We start from the raw sequence: 15,973 nt of genomic DNA on the forward strand, positions 1-15,973 counted from the left end.
GTCCTGGGCACGGTGTCCGCCCAGTGGACGGATCAGCCGTTCGGAGCAACGACATTCTCGCAGGTCACGCGCATGCCCGTGGAAGGTGTCCGGACATCTCCGGCGGCGTCCCGCACACCGGACGATCGCTTGTCCCGACCGGCCCGGCGGCCCACGATGGAACGGTGAACGCGCCGCGGACCCGCGCCGACCGGACCCCGAGGTCCGGCCGTTCGGCGTCCGACCCGGCGGTCTCCTGGCATCTCGTCGCGCATCTCGAGCGTTTCTGGCCGTCGCGCCGGCTCGATGCCTTCGACGAGTTCTGTCGACCCTGCTGAGCAGGCTCTCCGATATCCCGGCGCGGCCTTCGTCGCGCCCACGCCCCTGACGCACCGCTGCGCTGCCGGGCGGCTCCGATCTGTACGGGCACCCCCGCGGATCCGTCCTGCGCGCCCGAGCGCCCCCACCAACGAGAGAGATCACCCACGTGCGCACGCTCATCGTCTTCGCCCTGGTCGGGCTGGTCGCCCAGATGGTCGACGGCGCCCTCGGCATGGCTTACGGCGTCACCTCGACCTCGCTGCTGCTGATCGCCGGGATCAACCCGGCCACCGCCAGTGCCTCGGTGCACCTCGCCGAGGTCGGCACCACGCTGGCCTCCGGGGCCGCCCACTGGCGGTTCGGCAACGTCGACTGGAAGCTCGTCGCCAAGCTCGGGGTCCCGGGGGCGGTCGGCGCGTTCCTCGGCGCGACCGCGCTCTCGGCGCTGTCCACCGAGGACGCCGCCCCGTACATGTCCGGCATCCTGCTGGCGCTGGGCGTCTACATCCTGTTGCGCTTCTCGGTCCGCCCGCCGAAGGTCGCGACGGCCCGGCGCTCCCCGCACGGCGCGAAGTTCCTGTCCCCGCTCGGCCTGGTCGCCGGCTTCGTCGACGCCTCCGGTGGCGGTGGCTGGGGGCCGGTCTCCACCCCGGCGCTGCTGGGCGCGGGGAAGACCGCGCCGCGCACGGTCATCGGTTCGGTGGACACCTCGGAGTTCCTGGTCGCCATCGCGGCCAGCCTCGGCTTCCTGGTCGGCCTGGGCCACGAGGTGCTCGACCCCTTCACGATCGGCGGGCTGCTGATCGGTGGTGTGGTCGCGGCCCCGCTGGCCGCATGGCTGGTCACCAAGATCCCGGCGCCGGTACTGGGAACCGCGGTCGGCGGGATCATCGTGCTGACCAACTCCCGGACCCTGCTCAACGCCGTCGACGCCGGCACCGCGACGACGGTGAGTGTCTACGTCGTGATCGTCACCGCGTGGGCGGTCGCGGTCGGCACGGCCGTGAACCGGCTGCGGCGCAGCCAGGCGACCGGCGCCGCTCTCCCGGAGCACGGCGATCCCGTGGCCGCCCGGGACTGACGCGCCGGGGGCGGGCGCCCACGCCGCACCCCGCGGCCGATCAGGCCGCGGGGGTGGCGCGGGCGGCGGGGCCGGGCAGCGACGCCAGCACCGCGCGGGCGACGGCGTCGTTGTAGCGCAGGCTCTGCGCGTTCATCCCGGGCCGGGTGAAGGCCCCCGCCACCTTGACCGTGGTGTGCGGCCCGACGGCGAACCGGCGCTCGTGCACCTCGCCGCCGGCGGTGTGCAGAGCGCCGTCGGCCGGGCGCACCGAGAGCAGTCCGGTGTTGCGCAGCACGGTGCCGTCCTCGTCGTGCAGCATCTCCTCGACGGCCTCGCCGCGCTCGAGCAGCCCGGCCAGCAGCCGGTCCGCCGTCCGCGACAGGCTCGGGTCCGGCAGCCGGGCGTCCACCAGGACCGGCGCGGTGACCCGGTCGCCGGACTCCAGTGTGGAGCTGGTGGCGTGGAACCCGTCGTCGTCCAGCGAGACCTGCATGCCCGCGCCCAGGAACTGGACGTGACCGTCCCGGGCGAGGGCGAGCAGCTGGCGTACCCGGAACCCGGGCGGGCCGGAGGCGACCGCGTTGAAGAAGCCCTGCCACCAGGGCAGGTCGACCGCCCGCGAGCGCGCGGTCAGCGCACCGGACCCGGCGAGCCGGGTGGTCTCGGTGTAGACCGACAGCATCGCCACGAACGCGCCCAGATACGGCGTGTACCGATCGTCGACGTGCCGGCGCAGGTCCTCCGCGATCCGTTCGCGCACCAGCGGCTGCAGGCTCGCCAGGTCAGAGGCGTGCAGCCCCTCCAGCGGCCGGTCGAGCGCGGCCAGATCGAGCCGGTCGACCGGATCCGGCACGGCCGAGGCGATCAGCGCGGCCTCCTGCGGCGAGTCGTGCCCGGTCGCGGCGAACGCCTCGGCGAACTCGTCCCAGCCACACCGCACCCGGTCCGGGTGACCGTGGAACAGCTCGTGGTACCAGCCCCAGCCGATCTCCTTGGCCATCAGCGGCCAGACCCGGGTGCGGACGTCGACCGGGCCGTCGGCGATCAGCTCGTCGGTGGTCTCCGGCGGGAGGAACCGCGGCAGCGGCGGGCGGCCGCCGCGCAGCTGGTAGTGCGTCTTGGAGTGATAGGTCGCGCCCCGCGGCGAGCCACCGATCAGCACCGGCTCGCGCCCGGAGGGCAGGTAACGCAACGCGTCCGGATCGTCGGGGTCGGGCACGAACCGCCCGCCGCGGCCCTCGAACAGCAGCGCGACCAGGTCGATGAACGCCAGCCCGAGCCCACGGGCCAGCACCGTCTCCCCCGGCTCGATCACCGAGAGGTCCGAGTCCGACGTCTGTTCCGGGGGCAGGTACCGCAGCCCGGCCGCGGCCGCCCGGTCGGCCAGCGCGCGCTCGTCGTCGGTGGGGGTGGCGTCCAGGTGCCCGGAGGCGAGCACGACGGCGTCGGCGCGCAGGGTCGTGCCGTCGGCCAGCCCGACCATCTGATCGTCGCCCTCCTCGGTGAGCGCGACGGCGCTCGTGCGGTGCAGGTGCACCCGCATCCCGGCCGGGGCGCGGTCGATCACCTCGCGCAGCACGGCACCGAGGTAGTGGCTCTGCAGCCGCCGGGACGGGAACGTCGACGCCGTCACCGCGCGCAGCTCGGCGGCCACCTCGGGCTCCATCTCGGCATCCGGGTCGCCGTGCTCGCGCAGGTCCTGCGCCCACTCCCAGAACGACGGCCCGGGCGCGACCGGGCCCGCACAGACCACCGAGTCGTCGGTGTACATCGTGACGTCGGCGGCCATCGAGTTCATCGCCAGCAGCGGCGACTGCTCGTGCCGCCAGATCCGCCCGGCCCCCGCCGGGAACGGGTCGACGAGGTGGACGTCCAGGCCGGGCCCGGCCAGGGCGTCGGCGTAGAGCTCGGGGGCGCTGGCCGCCATCCGTTCCAGGATGCCGGTGCCGCGCGGCCCGGCCCCCACCACGACGACGGCCGGGGCGTGGCGGTGCGACTCGAGCGGGACGGTGGTTCGGGGCATCGGAGATCTCCTCCTGCGCGGGCGGACGCGTGAGATCCGCCCCTACAGGAATGCCCGGAGCCGGCACAGGTCCACGTGCCTGCGGCTGACCAGCCGGAGCTCCATGTCCCCACGGTAGGTGACCGACCCGTCGGGGGCCACCCGCCACCGGTCACACCGTCTCACCCGGAGGGCGCGCATACCTCTCCGGAGGGTGGCGCCCGATCGGGTACGCCACGGCTAGCGGTCGCCGATCCGTTCGATCACCCACAGTGGTCCGGACGGGGTGTCGCCGTCGTCGACGACCCGTGTCCGCTCACCCGCCGGTCGCATGATCACTGAGCGCTGTCGTGCCGATCACGACCGGTCACCGACGTGTCGCGCCCGGTCACAGTGTCCTGTGTCCCAACCTGGCGCATCCCGCGCATCACGCACGTTGATCGGGGGTACAACGGAATCGACCCGGACGGAACCGGATGCCCGAGCCCGACCCCGACACGTTCAACGGAGAACGTCGCATGACCGCAGAACTGATCGAACACCAGCCGATCCCCGACGCCGCGCCGACCTCCGACGCCCCGGCCGGTGACGTCGCCGTGCCCGCGCGGTCGACCGTGCACCGGCTGCTCGATTCGATCGACGACCTGGTCCGCCGGCACCGCGCGCTGGCCGGCCAGGACGGCGCGGCCGAGACGTTGCACGCCGAGCTGATCGCCGCGGAGCTGGACCAGCAGGTCGCCGTGCTGCGCAGGCTGCCCCGCCAGTCCCGCTCCTGACCGCCGTCACATCTCCGCGGCAGCGGGGATGATCTCCGATCCGAACACCCGCAGCGGCTCGATCTCCGAGACGCCCGGAACGACCGTGTGCACGTGCTGCACGCCCAGCGCGGCGTACCCGCGGAGCTGCTCGACCGCGGCCTTCGGGTCGGCCGGGTCGAGCATCGCCATCACCGTCTTCTCGATGTCGTCGTAGTTCCGCCCGACCTCGTCGCACCGGGTCCGCAGCACATCCAGCTTGCGCGCGAGGTCCGGCCCGCCGAACAGGTTGCAGGCGTCGGCGTACTGCGCGACCAGCCGCAGCGTCTTCTTCTCCCCGCCACCGCCGATCAGGATCGGCGGCCGCGGCCGGCGCAGCGGCTGCGGGACGTTCATCGTCCGGGCCAGGTGGTAGTGCTCGCCCTCGAAGGCGCCGTCGTCCTCACCCCACATCTGCAGCGCGACCTGCAGCGTCTCCTCGAGCCGTTCGAAGCGCTCGGCCGTCGGCGGGAAGAACAGGCCCAGACCGGCCGACTCCTCGTCGTTCCAGGCCGCGCCGATGCCGAGCCAGGCCCGGCCCTGCGACAGCACGTCCAGGGTGGTCACGCACTTCACCAGCAACCCCGGATCCCGGTACGTGACGCCGGTGACCCAGGTCAGCAGGTCGACCTTCTCGGTGCGTGCGGCCAGGTAACCCAGCGTGGTGTACGCCTCGAGCATGTCGTTCTCGATCGGCCCGACCGGGCGGATCTGCCAGAGGTGGTCCATCACGCTGACCCGGGCGAACCCCTGCTCCTCGGCCGCGACCGCGATCCGGGTGAGGTCGTCGGCCAGGCCGGCCGGGCCGGACGGATAGGTGAAGTCCGCGATGTGCAGTCCGATCTCCACGGCGCCCCTCTCGTTAAACGGAGAACTCTCCGCTTATACGGTAGTCCGCACCCGGTGTCGTGCGCCAGCCGGACCCGGCCGGCCGCGCAGCGGACGCCGTCGGTCGTCACCGGTCGTCACCGGTCGTCACCGACGAGCAGGCGGAACGAGCGGAGTCTCGCGGCGTGGTCGGAGGCCGGGGTCCGGACGATCAGCTCGTCGGCGCCGGTGGACTCCCGGAGCTCGGCCAGCCGGCGTCGCACGTCGGCCCCGTCCCCGATGACGTACCCCTCGGTCGCCCGGTGATACGCCGCCGTCTCGTCCGGGCCGGTGGCCCGGTACTCCGCGGCCGCGGCCGCACTCGGCAGCCGGATCGTGCGCCCCCAGACCTTCTTGCTCACCGCCTTCAGCCGGTGCGGCCCGGCCACGTACTCGGCCTCGTCGGCGGTATCGGCGGCGATGACGCCCACCCAGATCCCGAGACGGGGCGACCACCCCTCCCGGCCGGCCGGCCCGCGATAGTCCTCGACCGCCGCCGGCGCCGTCGGGTCCCGGTTGTAGAAGCCGCCGAAGGCGTAGGGCAGGCGCTTCTCCGCCGCGAGGCGGGCGCTCCCGGCGCTGCCGCCGAGCAGCCAGAGCTGGGGTTCGTTGCCGAAACCGGGCGTCGAGCGCACGGTCTCGACCGCCTCGCTGCGGAAGTAGGCACACAGGCGGTCGACCTGCGCGGAGAACGCCGGCAATGACTCGTCCCGGTCGCCGCTGACCACCGCCCGGGCGGCCTTCGGCCCGCCAGCCCCACGTCCGAGAGCCAGGTCGATCCGGCCGGGGTGCAGCGCCTCCAGGGTGCCGAACTGCTCCGAGACGACCAGCGGCGAGTGGTGCGGCAGCAGCACCCCGCCGGCGCCCACCCGGATCCGCGTCGTCCGGGACGCGACGATCCCCGCCAGGACCGCGGGCGCGCATCCGGCGACGGCCCGCATCCCGTGGAGCTCGGCGGCCCAGTACCGCCCGAATCCGAGCCGGTCGCCGACCCGGGCGAGCTCGACCGACCGCTGCAGGCTCTCCGCCGCGGTGGAACCCTCGACGACGGGGGACGTGTCGTGGATGGCCAGCTGCTGCGGCTCGACCCGATCCGGCATCGGCCCACCCTCGTCGCCGATCCCGGCGACGTCGACCTCCCCGACCCGACCGGGTGTCGGACGCCCGGTAGCGCACGGCCGGCAGGTGGGGTTCACTCCTCCCGTGATCGATCTCGTGCGGCGGCTGCACCTCGACCTCGCCCGGACGCAGGGCGCGAGCTGTCGGCCCTCCTGAGCCGCCCCGTCCACCCGAGACCACCCCACAGCAGGAGATCACCCATGCCTCTCGTCACCTTCGCCGTGAGCGGCCAGGGCACCGGCGTCGCGCAGACCGTCGCGGTCGACGGCGCCGACTACACCATCGAGACCGACGCCTACCCCGCGTTCGGCGGCCAGGACGAGCACCCGAGCCCGCTGGCCTACACGCTGGCGTCGCTGTCGTCGTGCAACCAGGTCACCAGCGCGCTCGTGGCCAAGGAGCTCGGCGTCACGATCGAGCACGTGCGCTTCGACGTCGCCGCGGACTTCAACCCGACGACGATGACCACCGGCACCCACCGGGACGGCGAGACCACGTTCCAGAACCTGCGGATCGACGCGGTGATCCGCAGCGACGCCACCGACGAGCAGCTGCAGGAGCTCGCCCGCGAGACCGAGCGCCGCTGCCCGGTCTCCCAGCTGTTCGCGCAGGCCGGTGTGACGATCACGAGCAACTGGAAGAAGGCCTGACGCACACGTTCTAGGGTTTCGGGCGTGGCTGACAACGCTGACACGCCCGAACTCGTCCACCTCGACGTTGCCGCCGGCGTCGCGACGATCACCCTGGACTCCCCGCACAACCGCAACGCGCTGTCCGCGCAGCTGCGCCGGGAGCTGATCGCGCACCTGGACACCGCGATCGCCGACGACGGCGTGCGGGTGATCGTGCTGACCCACACCGGCACCGTGTTCTGCGCCGGGATGGACCTCAAGGAGTCCCGTGGCGCGGGCGCCGAGCAGCAGGGCGTCACGGAGGTGCCGCGGATCCTGACCACGGTGTGGGACTCGCCCACCCCGGTCGTCGCACGGCTGGCCGGCCCGGCCCGGGCCGGCGGCGTCGGCATCGTGGCCGCCTGCGACATCGCGGTGGCGGCCGAGTCCGCCACCTTCGCGTTCTCCGAGGTGCGGATCGGGGTGGTGCCGGCGGTCATCTCGGTCACCGTGCTGCCCCGGCTGGGCGCCCGCGCCGCACACGAGCTGTTCCTCACCGGCGAGACCTTCGACGCGCACCGGGCCGCCCGGACAGGCCTGATCAACAGCGCGGTCCCGGCCGACGCCCTGGACGACGAGGTCGCCCGCTTCACCGGGATGCTGCGGCGCGGCGCCCCCGGGGCGCTGGCCGGGGCGAAGGAGATGCTGCGCCGGGAACGGACGTCGTCGATGACCGAGGACTTCGCGGCGATGAACTCGCTGTCCGCGTCCTTCTTCGCCTCGGCCGAGGGCCAGGAGGGCATCCGCGCCTTCGGTGAGAAGCGCACGCCCTCGTGGGTGCCGCCGCAGGACTGACACGGCGCGTTCGGGGCGGTGCCGCCGAACGGCACACCACGTGTGCGACCGCAGTCGTCGGGCCACGTGCGGTGCCACTCGGCGGGGCAGCGCGCGCCGGGAGCCGGGCGGGCACCACCCGGGCACGCCTATCCTCGGCGGCATGACCGCCCCCGCCGAACCCGCGCTCGGGGCCACCCGGGACCCGGCCGCGGCGCTGGAGCTGCTGGCCGGCCGCCGGCTGGTCGCGCTGACCGGCGCCGGCCTGTCCACCGACTCGGGCATCCCGGACTACCGCGGCCCGGGGTCGCGACCGCGCAACCCGATGACCTACTCCGAGTTCGTCTCCGGCGCGGCGGCGCAGCGCCGCTACTGGGCACGCAGCCACGTCGGCTGGGCCCGGATGCGCCGGGCCGACCCGAACCCCGGCCACGTCGCGCTCGCCGCGCTGGAGCGGGCCGGGAACCTGGACGGGCTGATCACCCAGAACGTCGACGGGCTGCACACCGTCGCCGGGCACCGGTCGGCGATCGACCTGCACGGCCGGATCGACGAGGTCGTCTGCCTCGGCTGTCGCCGGGTCACCCCGCGCGAGGAGCTGGCGCATCGGCTGACCGCGCTGAACCCCGGCTTCACCGAGGCGCACAGCGCCCAGGTGGAGACCGCGCCGGACGGGGACGCCGCCGTCGAGATCACCGACGGGTTCCGGATCGCCTCGTGCACCGGCTGCGGCGGGGTGCTCAAACCGCACGTGGTGTTCTTCGGCGAGAACGTGCCCAAGGACCGGGTCGCCCGCTGCTACGCGCTGGTCGGCTCGCTCACCCAGGACGACGGCGCGCTGCTGGTGGCCGGCTCGTCGCTGGCGGTGATGTCCGGGCTGCGCTTCGTCCGGGCCGCCCGCAAGGCCGGGGTACCGGTGGTGATCGTGAACCGGGGCGGGACCCGCGGCGACGACCTGGCCGACCTGCGGGTGGACGCCGGTTGCTCGGAGACCCTCGCCGCGCTGGCCGGACGGCCGTAGCGGGGGAGGTCAGTCCCGCGGACGGGCCCGGTCGAACCGCTCGGTGCCCCGGTCCAGGCCGATCGCGACCACGGCGCACAGCGGGAGCACCACCACGGTCACGAACAGGACCTGGAACACGAACGGCAGGGCGGTCAGCCACAGCTCGAACGCGTCCCAGGCGTTGATGATCGTGCGCACACTCCACACGGTAGTACGCCACGCCACGCGTTAGGTTCGGGCCCATGTTCGCTGTCTACGCCCACGAGCCCAACGCCGACGCTCCGCTCGACTCCCTCGTCGTGGGCGAGCGGCCCGACCCCGAGGTCCCCGACGGCTGGGTGTCGGTGAACGTCGCCGCCGCCAGCCTCAACATGCACGACCTGTGGACCCTGCGCGGGGTCGGCATCAAGCCCGAGCAGTTCCCGATGATCCTGGGCTGCGACGGCGCCGGCACCCTCGACGACGGCACCGACGTCGTGCTGTACCCGATCATCGGTGACCCGGACTGGCGCGGGGACGAGACCCTCGACCCCAAGCGCACCCTGCTCACCGAGAAGCACCAGGGCACGATGGCCGAGAAGGTCGTCGTCCCGGCACGCAACGCGATCCCGACGCCGAAGGGCATCACCCCGGCCCAGGGCGCCGTGCTCGGCACGGCCTGGCTGACCGCGTACCGGATGCTGTTCACCAAGTCCGGGCTGGCGCCCGGCCAGACCATGCTCGTCCAGGGCGCCTCCGGTGGCGTGTCCACCGCGCTGATCCAGCTCGGCCGGGCCGCCGGCATGCAGGTCTGGGTGACCGGACGGGACGACGAGAAGCGGGCGCTGGCCGAGCGGCTCGGCGCCCACCAGACCTTCGAGTCCGGGGCGAAGCTGCCCGGCAAGGTCGACGCCGTGTTCGAGTCGGTCGGCGAGGCGACCTGGAAGCACTCGATGCGGGCGCTGAGGCCCGGCGGCATCATCGTCATCTGCGGCAGCACCTCCGGGCCCAACCCCCCGGCGGACCTGCAGCGGCTGTTCTTCCTGCAGCTGCAGGTGGTCGGCTCGACCATGGGCACCCGTGCCGAGCTCGCCAACCTGATGGAGTTCGTCGCGACGGCCGAGATCCAGCCGGAGATCGGGACCGAGAAGCCCATGAAGTCCGCATCCGAGGCTTTCGCCGCCATGTCGGAGGGGAAGACGGCGGGTAAGATCGTGCTCACCCGCTGATTCGTTACGGATATCCGGGTGTGATTCAGTCGTGATGCACCCGGGCGGCGGTGGACGGGCCCCATCAGTGCTGGTCGTGGCCGTGTTCGTCACCGCTGAGTGACGACCGCCCGGCGCTCGGGGCGGGTTTCCGCAGGACACCGTCAAATTTCGCCCGGACGACAAGTACAGTCTGTCATCGTGTCCGAGCCTTTCAGTCGAAGGGCGTCGGGGACGGCCACCATGGCCGCCCCGACGCCTGGAGCCGCGGGTGTCGTCGAATTCCTGGACCGGGTCGATCACGCCGTGGCCACCGCCCTGTCCGCGAACCCCTCCGCCACCGACGTCGGTCGTGACGGGTGGCGGGTCCTGCTGATGCTCGCCCGCGGCACCGGCCGCAGCATGGGTGAGATCGCGGGCCACACGACGCTGCCGGCCCCGACAGCGACCCGGATCGTGGATCGCCTGGTCGAGCGCAAGCTCGCCTACCGCTCCGCGGATCCGCTGGACCGACGCCGGGTGCTGGTGCACCTGTCGGCCGAGGGCCGCACGGTGGTCGAGTCGGTCTGCCAGCGGGTCCAGCACATCCTCACCCCCCGGCGTGCCCCGGCCACCCGCCCCGGGGCCTACGACAGCCCCATCCCCGGCCCCCGCACCGGCTCTCCCGTGTAGCTCCCCGCTCCCTCGCGCTCCCCCACCGACGACCTCCCCCACCGACACGAAGGGCCCGGCCCCCGCTTCCGCGGGAGGCCGGGCCCTTCGTCGTGCGGGAAGCTACTTCTTGGGCTTCTCGGTCGCCTGCCCGCCGCCGGTCGACAGCGCCGCCACGAAGGCCTCCTGCGGGATGTCCACCCGGCCGATCGTCTTCATCCGCTTCTTGCCCTCCTTCTGCTTCTCCAGCAGCTTGCGCTTACGGCTGATGTCGCCGCCGTAGCACTTGGCGAGCACGTCCTTGCGGATGGCGCGGATCGTCTCCCGCGCGATGATCCGGGAGCCGACAGCGGCCTGGATCGGCACCTCGTACTGCTGACGCGGGATCAGCTCGCGCAGCTTGGTGGCCATCGAGGTGCCGTAGGCGTACGCCGACTCCTTGTGCACGATCGCGGAGAACGCGTCCACCGCCTCGCCCTGCAGCAGGATGTCCACCTTGACGAGGTCCGCGACCTGGTCACCGGCCTCCTCGTAGTCGAGACTGGCGTAGCCGCGGGTGCGCGACTTCAAGGCGTCGAAGAAGTCGAAGATGATCTCACCCAGCGGCATCGTGTAGCGCAGCTCGACCCGGGACTCGGACAGGTAGTCCATCCCGCCGAGCTGGCCGCGCCGGCTCTGGCACAGCTCCATCACGGTGCCGACGAACTCCGACGGCACCAGGATCGTGATCTTGGTGATCGGCTCCCGGACCTCGGCGATCTTGCCCTCCGGCCAGTCGCTGGGGTTGGTGACCTGCAGCTCGGCGCCGTCGTCGGTGGTCACGTCGTAGACCACGTTCGGCGCGGTCGAGATCAGGTCCAGGTCGTACTCGCGCTCCAGCCGGTCACGGGTGATCTCGAGGTGCAGCAGCCCCAGGAAGCCGCAGCGGAAGCCGAAGCCCAGCGCCGCCGAGGTCTCCGGCTCGTAGGTGAGCGCGGCGTCGTTGAGCTGCAGCTTGTCCAGCGCCTCACGCAGGGCCGGATACTGCGATCCGTCGATCGGGTAGAGCCCGGAGTAGACCATCGGCTGCGGCTCGCGGTACCCGGTCAACGGGTGTTCCGCGCCGCCGCGCTTCGAGGTGACCGTGTCGCCGACCTTGGACTGCCGGACGTCCTTCACCCCGGTGATCAGGTAGCCGACCTCGCCGACGCCGAGCCCCACCGAGGGCTTCGGCTCGGGCGAGACGATCCCGATCTCGAGCAGCTCGTGCTCGGCACCGGTGGACATCATCTTGATCTTCTCTCGCGGGGAGAGCTTGCCGTCCACCACGCGGACGTAGGTGACGACGCCGCGGTAGGTGTCGTAGACCGAGTCGAAGATCATCGCGCGGGCCGGGGAGTCGGCCTCGCCGACCGGCGGCGGGACCTGCGCGACGACGGCGTCCAGCACCGCCTCGACGCCCTCGCCGGTCTTGGCGCTGCAGCGCAGCACGTCCTCCGGCGCGCAGCCGGTGATGTGTGCGATCTCCGCGGCGTAGCGCTCCGGGTCGGCCGACGGCAGGTCGATCTTGTTGAGGACCGGGATGATGTGCAGGTCCTTCTCCATGGCCAGGTACAGGTTGGCCAGGGTCTGCGCCTCGATCCCCTGCGCGGCGTCGACCAGCAGGATCGCGCCCTCGCAGGCCTCCAATGCCCGGGACACCTCGTAGGTGAAGTCCACGTGGCCGGGGGTGTCGATGAGGTGCAGGACGTGGTCGGTGGCGACGCCGTCGGCATCCTTCGCGTGCCACGGCAACCGCACGTTCTGCGCCTTGATCGTGATGCCGCGCTCGCGCTCGATGTCCATCCGGTCCAGGTACTGGGCCCGGTAGTCGCGAGCCTCGAGCACCCCTGTCACCTGCAGCATCCGGTCGGCCAGCGTCGACTTACCGTGGTCGATGTGGGCGATGATGCAGAAGTTCCGGATCCGCTCCGGTGGCGTGAAGGTGCGGTCGGCGTACGTCGTCACTCGGCTCTTCTCGGCTTTCGGTCGCGGCGATTCCCGCACCATCGTCCCACGTCGCCGGGGCCACCCCGGCAGCACGGCGGTGGCACCGCAGCGGCACGACCCCGGCGTCGTACCGGGACGCGCGCCCGGCGGGACGTCCCGGCGCACCGGTGCCGGTGGACGGGGTGTCGCGACCCCGGGCGGAGCCGCGACACCCCGCTGGTAGCCTTGATCTCTGAGCGCTCGGCGTGCTCGCCCGGAACGGCCGGGCTGTCCCGGACAGTCCAGCATCGTTCGGTGCCGCCGAAGCGGACCGGACTCGAGCAGACAGCCGAACCCAGCAGGCAGGAAGACCAGGGGCAGACGTGGCCAACATCAAGTCGCAGATGAAGCGGGTCAAGACCAACGAGAAGCGCCGGCAGCGCAACAAGTCGGTGAAGTCGTCGGTCAAGACCGCGATCCGCCGCTTCCGTGAGGCCGCCGCCCAGGGCAGCGAGAACACCGTCGAGCTGCAGCGCGACGCCGCGAAGGCCCTGGACAAGGCGGCCAGCAAGGGCGTCATCCACAAGAACCAGGCGGCGAACCGCAAGTCGGCCATGGCCAAGCACGTGAACAAGGTCAGCGCCTGAGCCACCCGGTTCACCACGATGACGGCGCCGCCCCGCTCGGGGTGGCGCCGTCGTCGTGTGCAGGGTCCGTCGTGTGCAGGGTCGAGGCGCGCGCAGCGTCGAGCCGGGCTGAACCGTTCCGCGGTCAGCGGGCACCGCGCGCGTCCAGGACGGCGAGCACGGCCCTCTCCAGCGCGAATTCGGGGTCCGCGGCGACGCCCTTGACGTCGGCGTTCACCCGCGCGGTGGCCGCGATCGCGACGGCGAGCTGGTCCGGGTGCCACTGCCGCACCTGTCCCTGCGCCTTGCGGATCTTCCAGGGCGGCATGCCCAGCTCGCCCGCGAGCCGGTTCGGGTCACCGCGGCCGGCGGATCCGACCTTGGCCAGGGTGCGGACGGCGTCGGCGAGCGCGTCCGCGACGAGCACGTGCGGGACGCCGAGCACCAGTGCCCAACGCAACGCCTCCATCGCGGCCCGCCGGTCCCCGGCGACAGCCGCGTCGGCGACCGCGAAGCCGGACGACTCGGCACGCCCGCGGTAGTAGCGACGCACCCCGGCCTCGTCGATCCTGCCGCCGGTGTCGGCGACCAGCTGCCCGGCCGCGGAGGCCAGCTCTCGCAGGTCCGACCCCACCGCCTCGACCAGCACGGCGAGCGCACCGGACGAGATGCTGCCGCCCTTGCGGCGGACCTCGGCGTGCACGAAGTCCGACCGCTCGTCGGCACGGGTGATCCGGTTGCAGGTGGTGACCCCGGCCCCGGCCTTGCGGAGCGTGTCGACGAGCGCCTTGCCTTTGGCGCCGCCCGCGTGCTGGGCCACCAGCACGATGCCCTCGGCCGGGTCCTTCGCGTACTCGGCGATCGCGGCGACCATGTCCTTCGTCGCGTCCTGGGCGTGCGTGAGCACGATCACCCGGCCCTCGGCGAACAACGACGGGCTCAGGTGCCCCGCCAGGTCTCCGGGGGCGACCTCGGAGGTGCGGAAATGACGCAGTTCGGTCTCCGGGTCCTGCTGCCGCGCCCGCCGGACCAGCTCGGATACGGCCCGCTCGGCGAGGAACTCCTCGTCACCCAGCACCAGCTGCAGCGGGCCGGGCGGGTCGGTGTCACGGCTCCTGCTCACCCCTCCATCGTGGCGCACGCCCCCGACAGCCGGCCGCCCACGTCCCCCGCACCGGTGGGCTGCTGGCCAGGAGCGCGGACGATCCCGTAATGTCCGCGACGTCCGCGCCCGGCGCACCGTCGGACACGGACGAGCACGCACAATCGAACATGGCTCATCCAGAGGGGCAGAGGGAACGGCCCGCAGAAGCCCCGGCAACCGGCGTCGAGCGACGATCCGCCCACACCAGTGCACTGCACGTGCAGTCAGCCCGGTGAGGACGTCGACGAACACGGTGCCAATTCCGACCCGCCGTCCCGGCGGGACAGATGAGGAGATCTCGTGACTCTCACTGCTGCGCCCGAAACCACGTCGGCCTACGACCTGGGCCCTGCCCGCGCCCTGGCCTGCCGGGAGTGCGGGCACCGCATCCCGCTGGCCGCGGAGTTCGCCTGCCCCCGGTGTTTCGGGCCGCTCGAGGTGGCCTACGAGTTCCCGGAGATCACCCGGGCGGCGATCGAGGCCGGCCCGAAGTCGATCTGGCGCTACAAGGACCTGCTGCCGGTGCCCTCCACCGTCGGGCAGATCGCCAACACCGAGCCCGGCCTGACCCGGCTGATCGAGGCCGACAACCTGGCGAAGGCGCTCGGTGTCCGCAAGCTGTGGGTGAAGGACGACACCGGCAACCCGACCCACTCCTTCAAGGACCGGGTGGTCGCGGTCGCCCTGGCCGCCGCCCGCGAGCTCGGCTTCTCGGTGCTGTGCTGCCCGTCCACCGGAAACCTGGCCAACGCCGTCGCGGCCGCCGCGGCCCGGGCCGGTTGGGACTCGGTGGTGCTGATCCCGTCCTCCCTGGAGCAGCCGAAGATCATCACCACCGCGGTGTACGGCGGCACCCTGCTCGCCGTCGACGGCAACTACGACGACGTGAACCGGCTGGCCACCGAGCTGGCAGCGGAGCACGAGGACTGGGCGTTCGTGAACGTCAACGTCCGCCCGTACTACGCCGAGGGCTCCAAGACCCTCGGCTACGAGGTCGCCGAGCAGCTGGGCTGGCGGTTGCCCGAGCAGATCGTGGTGCCGGTCGCCTCCGGTTCGCAGCTGACGAAGGTCGACAAGGGCTTCACCGAGCTCGGGAACCTCGGCCTCGTCGAGCCCACCCGATACACGATGTTCGGCGCCCAGGCCACCGGCTGCTCCCCGGTCGCGTCGGCGTTCGAGGCCGGACACGACGTGATCCAGCCGCAGAAGCCCGACACCATCGCCCGGTCGCTCGCGATCGGGAACCCGGCGGACGGCCCGTACGTCCTGGACTCGGTGCGCCGCACCGGCGGCCAGGTCGGGCACGTGTCCGACGATGAGGTCGTCGACGGCATCCGGCTGCTGGCCCGCACCGAGGGCGTCTTCGCCGAGACCGCCGGCGGGGTGACCGTCGCGACCGCGAAGAAGCTGCTCGAGGCCGGCCGGCTCGACCCGGACGCCGAGACCGTCCTGCTGATCACCGGGGACGGCCTCAAGACCCTGGACGCGGTGTCCGGTCAGGTCGGTCCCACCGCCACCGTGCCCGCCAGCAGCGCCGCCGTGCGCGACGCGCTGACGTCCCGCGGCTGAGCGCGCCCCGCCCGGCCGGGCGCGCCGGCTCCGGCCGGGCGCCGGCCGGGGGTCGCCGCGGGCGACCAGCGTGAGATCCGCCGGGGCCCCGCCGGTCACCGCCAGGTCCCCGCCGCGGTCGGTTCGCGCCACCCCGACCCCGGACCGGAGGAGGCCGTCGATCAGCTCGGGGTTCGGGTGCCGGTAGGTGTTGCCGTTGCCGACGCTGACCAGGGCGGCCCGCGGGGCCACCGCGCCCAGGAACCGCGGGCTGACC

General features: G+C 72.7%; 15 protein-coding genes and 1 riboswitch. Of the genes, 9 read left to right on the top strand and 6 right to left on the bottom strand.

Going from position 1 to position 15,973, the window contains the following annotated elements:
• The first annotated feature begins 466 nt into the window (after positions 1 to 466).
• Positions 467 to 1,381, top strand: a complete 915-nt coding sequence (locus tag ACLFMI_RS22625; RefSeq protein ID WP_410949944.1) for a sulfite exporter TauE/SafE family protein — start codon at positions 467 to 469, stop codon at positions 1,379 to 1,381.
• Between the two features lie 40 nt (positions 1,382 to 1,421).
• Here ACLFMI_RS22625 and ACLFMI_RS22630 read toward each other — a convergent pair whose 3' ends face one another.
• On the bottom strand, positions 1,422 to 3,386 hold the full coding sequence (locus ACLFMI_RS22630) for an FAD/NAD(P)-binding protein (RefSeq protein ID WP_410949945.1): 1,965 nt from the start codon (positions 3,384 to 3,386) through the stop codon (positions 1,422 to 1,424).
• 497 nt (positions 3,387 to 3,883) lie between these two features.
• On the opposite strand from ACLFMI_RS22630, the gene ACLFMI_RS22635 reads away from it, so the two are divergent.
• The gene (locus ACLFMI_RS22635; protein WP_410949946.1) at positions 3,884 to 4,141 is read left to right on the top strand and encodes a hypothetical protein; all 258 of its coding nucleotides are present in this window, start codon (positions 3,884 to 3,886) and stop codon (positions 4,139 to 4,141) included.
• A gap of 6 nt (positions 4,142 to 4,147) precedes the next feature.
• On the opposite strand, the gene ACLFMI_RS22640 is transcribed toward ACLFMI_RS22635, so the two are convergent.
• Both ACLFMI_RS22640 and ACLFMI_RS22645 read right to left on the bottom strand, forming a co-directional pair.
• Entirely contained in the window at positions 4,148 to 5,008 is an 861-nt protein-coding gene (locus ACLFMI_RS22640; protein WP_410949947.1) for an LLM class F420-dependent oxidoreductase, read from the bottom strand.
• 116 nt (positions 5,009 to 5,124) lie between these two features.
• A complete protein-coding gene (locus ACLFMI_RS22645) occupies positions 5,125 to 6,126 on the bottom strand; it encodes an MsnO8 family LLM class oxidoreductase (RefSeq protein ID WP_410949948.1) in 1,002 nt (333 codons plus the stop codon).
• A gap of 219 nt (positions 6,127 to 6,345) precedes the next feature.
• On the opposite strand from ACLFMI_RS22645, the gene ACLFMI_RS22650 reads away from it, so the two are divergent.
• The 3 genes from ACLFMI_RS22650 (at position 6,346) to ACLFMI_RS22660 (ending at position 8,611) form a co-directional block, all read left to right on the top strand.
• A complete protein-coding gene (locus ACLFMI_RS22650; protein ID WP_410949949.1) occupies positions 6,346 to 6,795 on the top strand; it encodes an OsmC family protein in 450 nt (149 codons plus the stop codon).
• 24 nt (positions 6,796 to 6,819) lie between these two features.
• A complete protein-coding gene (locus tag ACLFMI_RS22655) occupies positions 6,820 to 7,611 on the top strand; it encodes an enoyl-CoA hydratase-related protein (RefSeq protein ID WP_410949950.1) in 792 nt (263 codons plus the stop codon).
• Positions 7,612 to 7,753: 142 nt separating this feature from the next.
• On the top strand, positions 7,754 to 8,611 hold the full coding sequence (locus ACLFMI_RS22660) for an NAD-dependent protein deacetylase (RefSeq protein ID WP_410949951.1): 858 nt from the start codon (positions 7,754 to 7,756) through the stop codon (positions 8,609 to 8,611).
• Positions 8,612 to 8,620: 9 nt separating this feature from the next.
• On the opposite strand, the gene ACLFMI_RS22665 is transcribed toward ACLFMI_RS22660, so the two are convergent.
• Positions 8,621 to 8,791: a hypothetical protein gene (locus ACLFMI_RS22665; RefSeq protein WP_410949952.1), complete on the bottom strand. Its 171-nt coding sequence runs from the start codon at positions 8,789 to 8,791 to the stop codon at positions 8,621 to 8,623.
• 44 nt (positions 8,792 to 8,835) lie between these two features.
• Between ACLFMI_RS22665 and ACLFMI_RS22670 the strand changes: the two genes are divergently transcribed.
• Positions 8,836 to 9,801: a zinc-binding dehydrogenase gene (locus tag ACLFMI_RS22670; protein ID WP_410949953.1), complete on the top strand. Its 966-nt coding sequence runs from the start codon at positions 8,836 to 8,838 to the stop codon at positions 9,799 to 9,801.
• A gap of 222 nt (positions 9,802 to 10,023) precedes the next feature.
• Positions 10,024 to 10,452: a MarR family winged helix-turn-helix transcriptional regulator gene (locus ACLFMI_RS22675; RefSeq protein ID WP_410949954.1), complete on the top strand. Its 429-nt coding sequence runs from the start codon at positions 10,024 to 10,026 to the stop codon at positions 10,450 to 10,452.
• A gap of 102 nt (positions 10,453 to 10,554) precedes the next feature.
• On the opposite strand, the gene lepA is transcribed toward ACLFMI_RS22675, so the two are convergent.
• Entirely contained in the window at positions 10,555 to 12,417 is a 1,863-nt protein-coding gene (lepA, locus tag ACLFMI_RS22680) for a translation elongation factor 4 (protein WP_410949955.1), read from the bottom strand.
• 344 nt (positions 12,418 to 12,761) lie between these two features.
• Between lepA and rpsT the strand changes: the two genes are divergently transcribed.
• Positions 12,762 to 13,025 carry a 30S ribosomal protein S20 gene (gene rpsT, locus ACLFMI_RS22685; RefSeq protein WP_410949956.1) on the top strand — a complete coding sequence of 88 codons (264 nt, stop codon included), beginning with the start codon at positions 12,762 to 12,764 and terminating at the stop codon, positions 13,023 to 13,025.
• 124 nt (positions 13,026 to 13,149) lie between these two features.
• On the opposite strand, the gene holA is transcribed toward rpsT, so the two are convergent.
• Positions 13,150 to 14,127 (bottom strand): DNA polymerase III subunit delta, encoded by a 978-nt coding sequence (gene holA, locus ACLFMI_RS22690; protein ID WP_410949957.1) that lies wholly within the window; start codon positions 14,125 to 14,127, stop codon positions 13,150 to 13,152.
• A gap of 151 nt (positions 14,128 to 14,278) precedes the next feature.
• Positions 14,279 to 14,442: riboswitch (SAM riboswitch) on the top strand.
• 6 nt (positions 14,443 to 14,448) lie between these two features.
• Between holA and thrC the strand changes: the two genes are divergently transcribed.
• On the top strand, positions 14,449 to 15,717 hold the full coding sequence (thrC, locus tag ACLFMI_RS22695; protein ID WP_410949958.1) for a threonine synthase: 1,269 nt from the start codon (positions 14,449 to 14,451) through the stop codon (positions 15,715 to 15,717).
• Positions 15,718 to 15,973 lie beyond the last annotated feature (256 nt).

It is taken from the genome of Pseudonocardia nantongensis (assembly GCF_046546495.1).
Classification (GTDB): domain Bacteria; phylum Actinomycetota; class Actinomycetes; order Mycobacteriales; family Pseudonocardiaceae; genus Pseudonocardia; species Pseudonocardia nantongensis.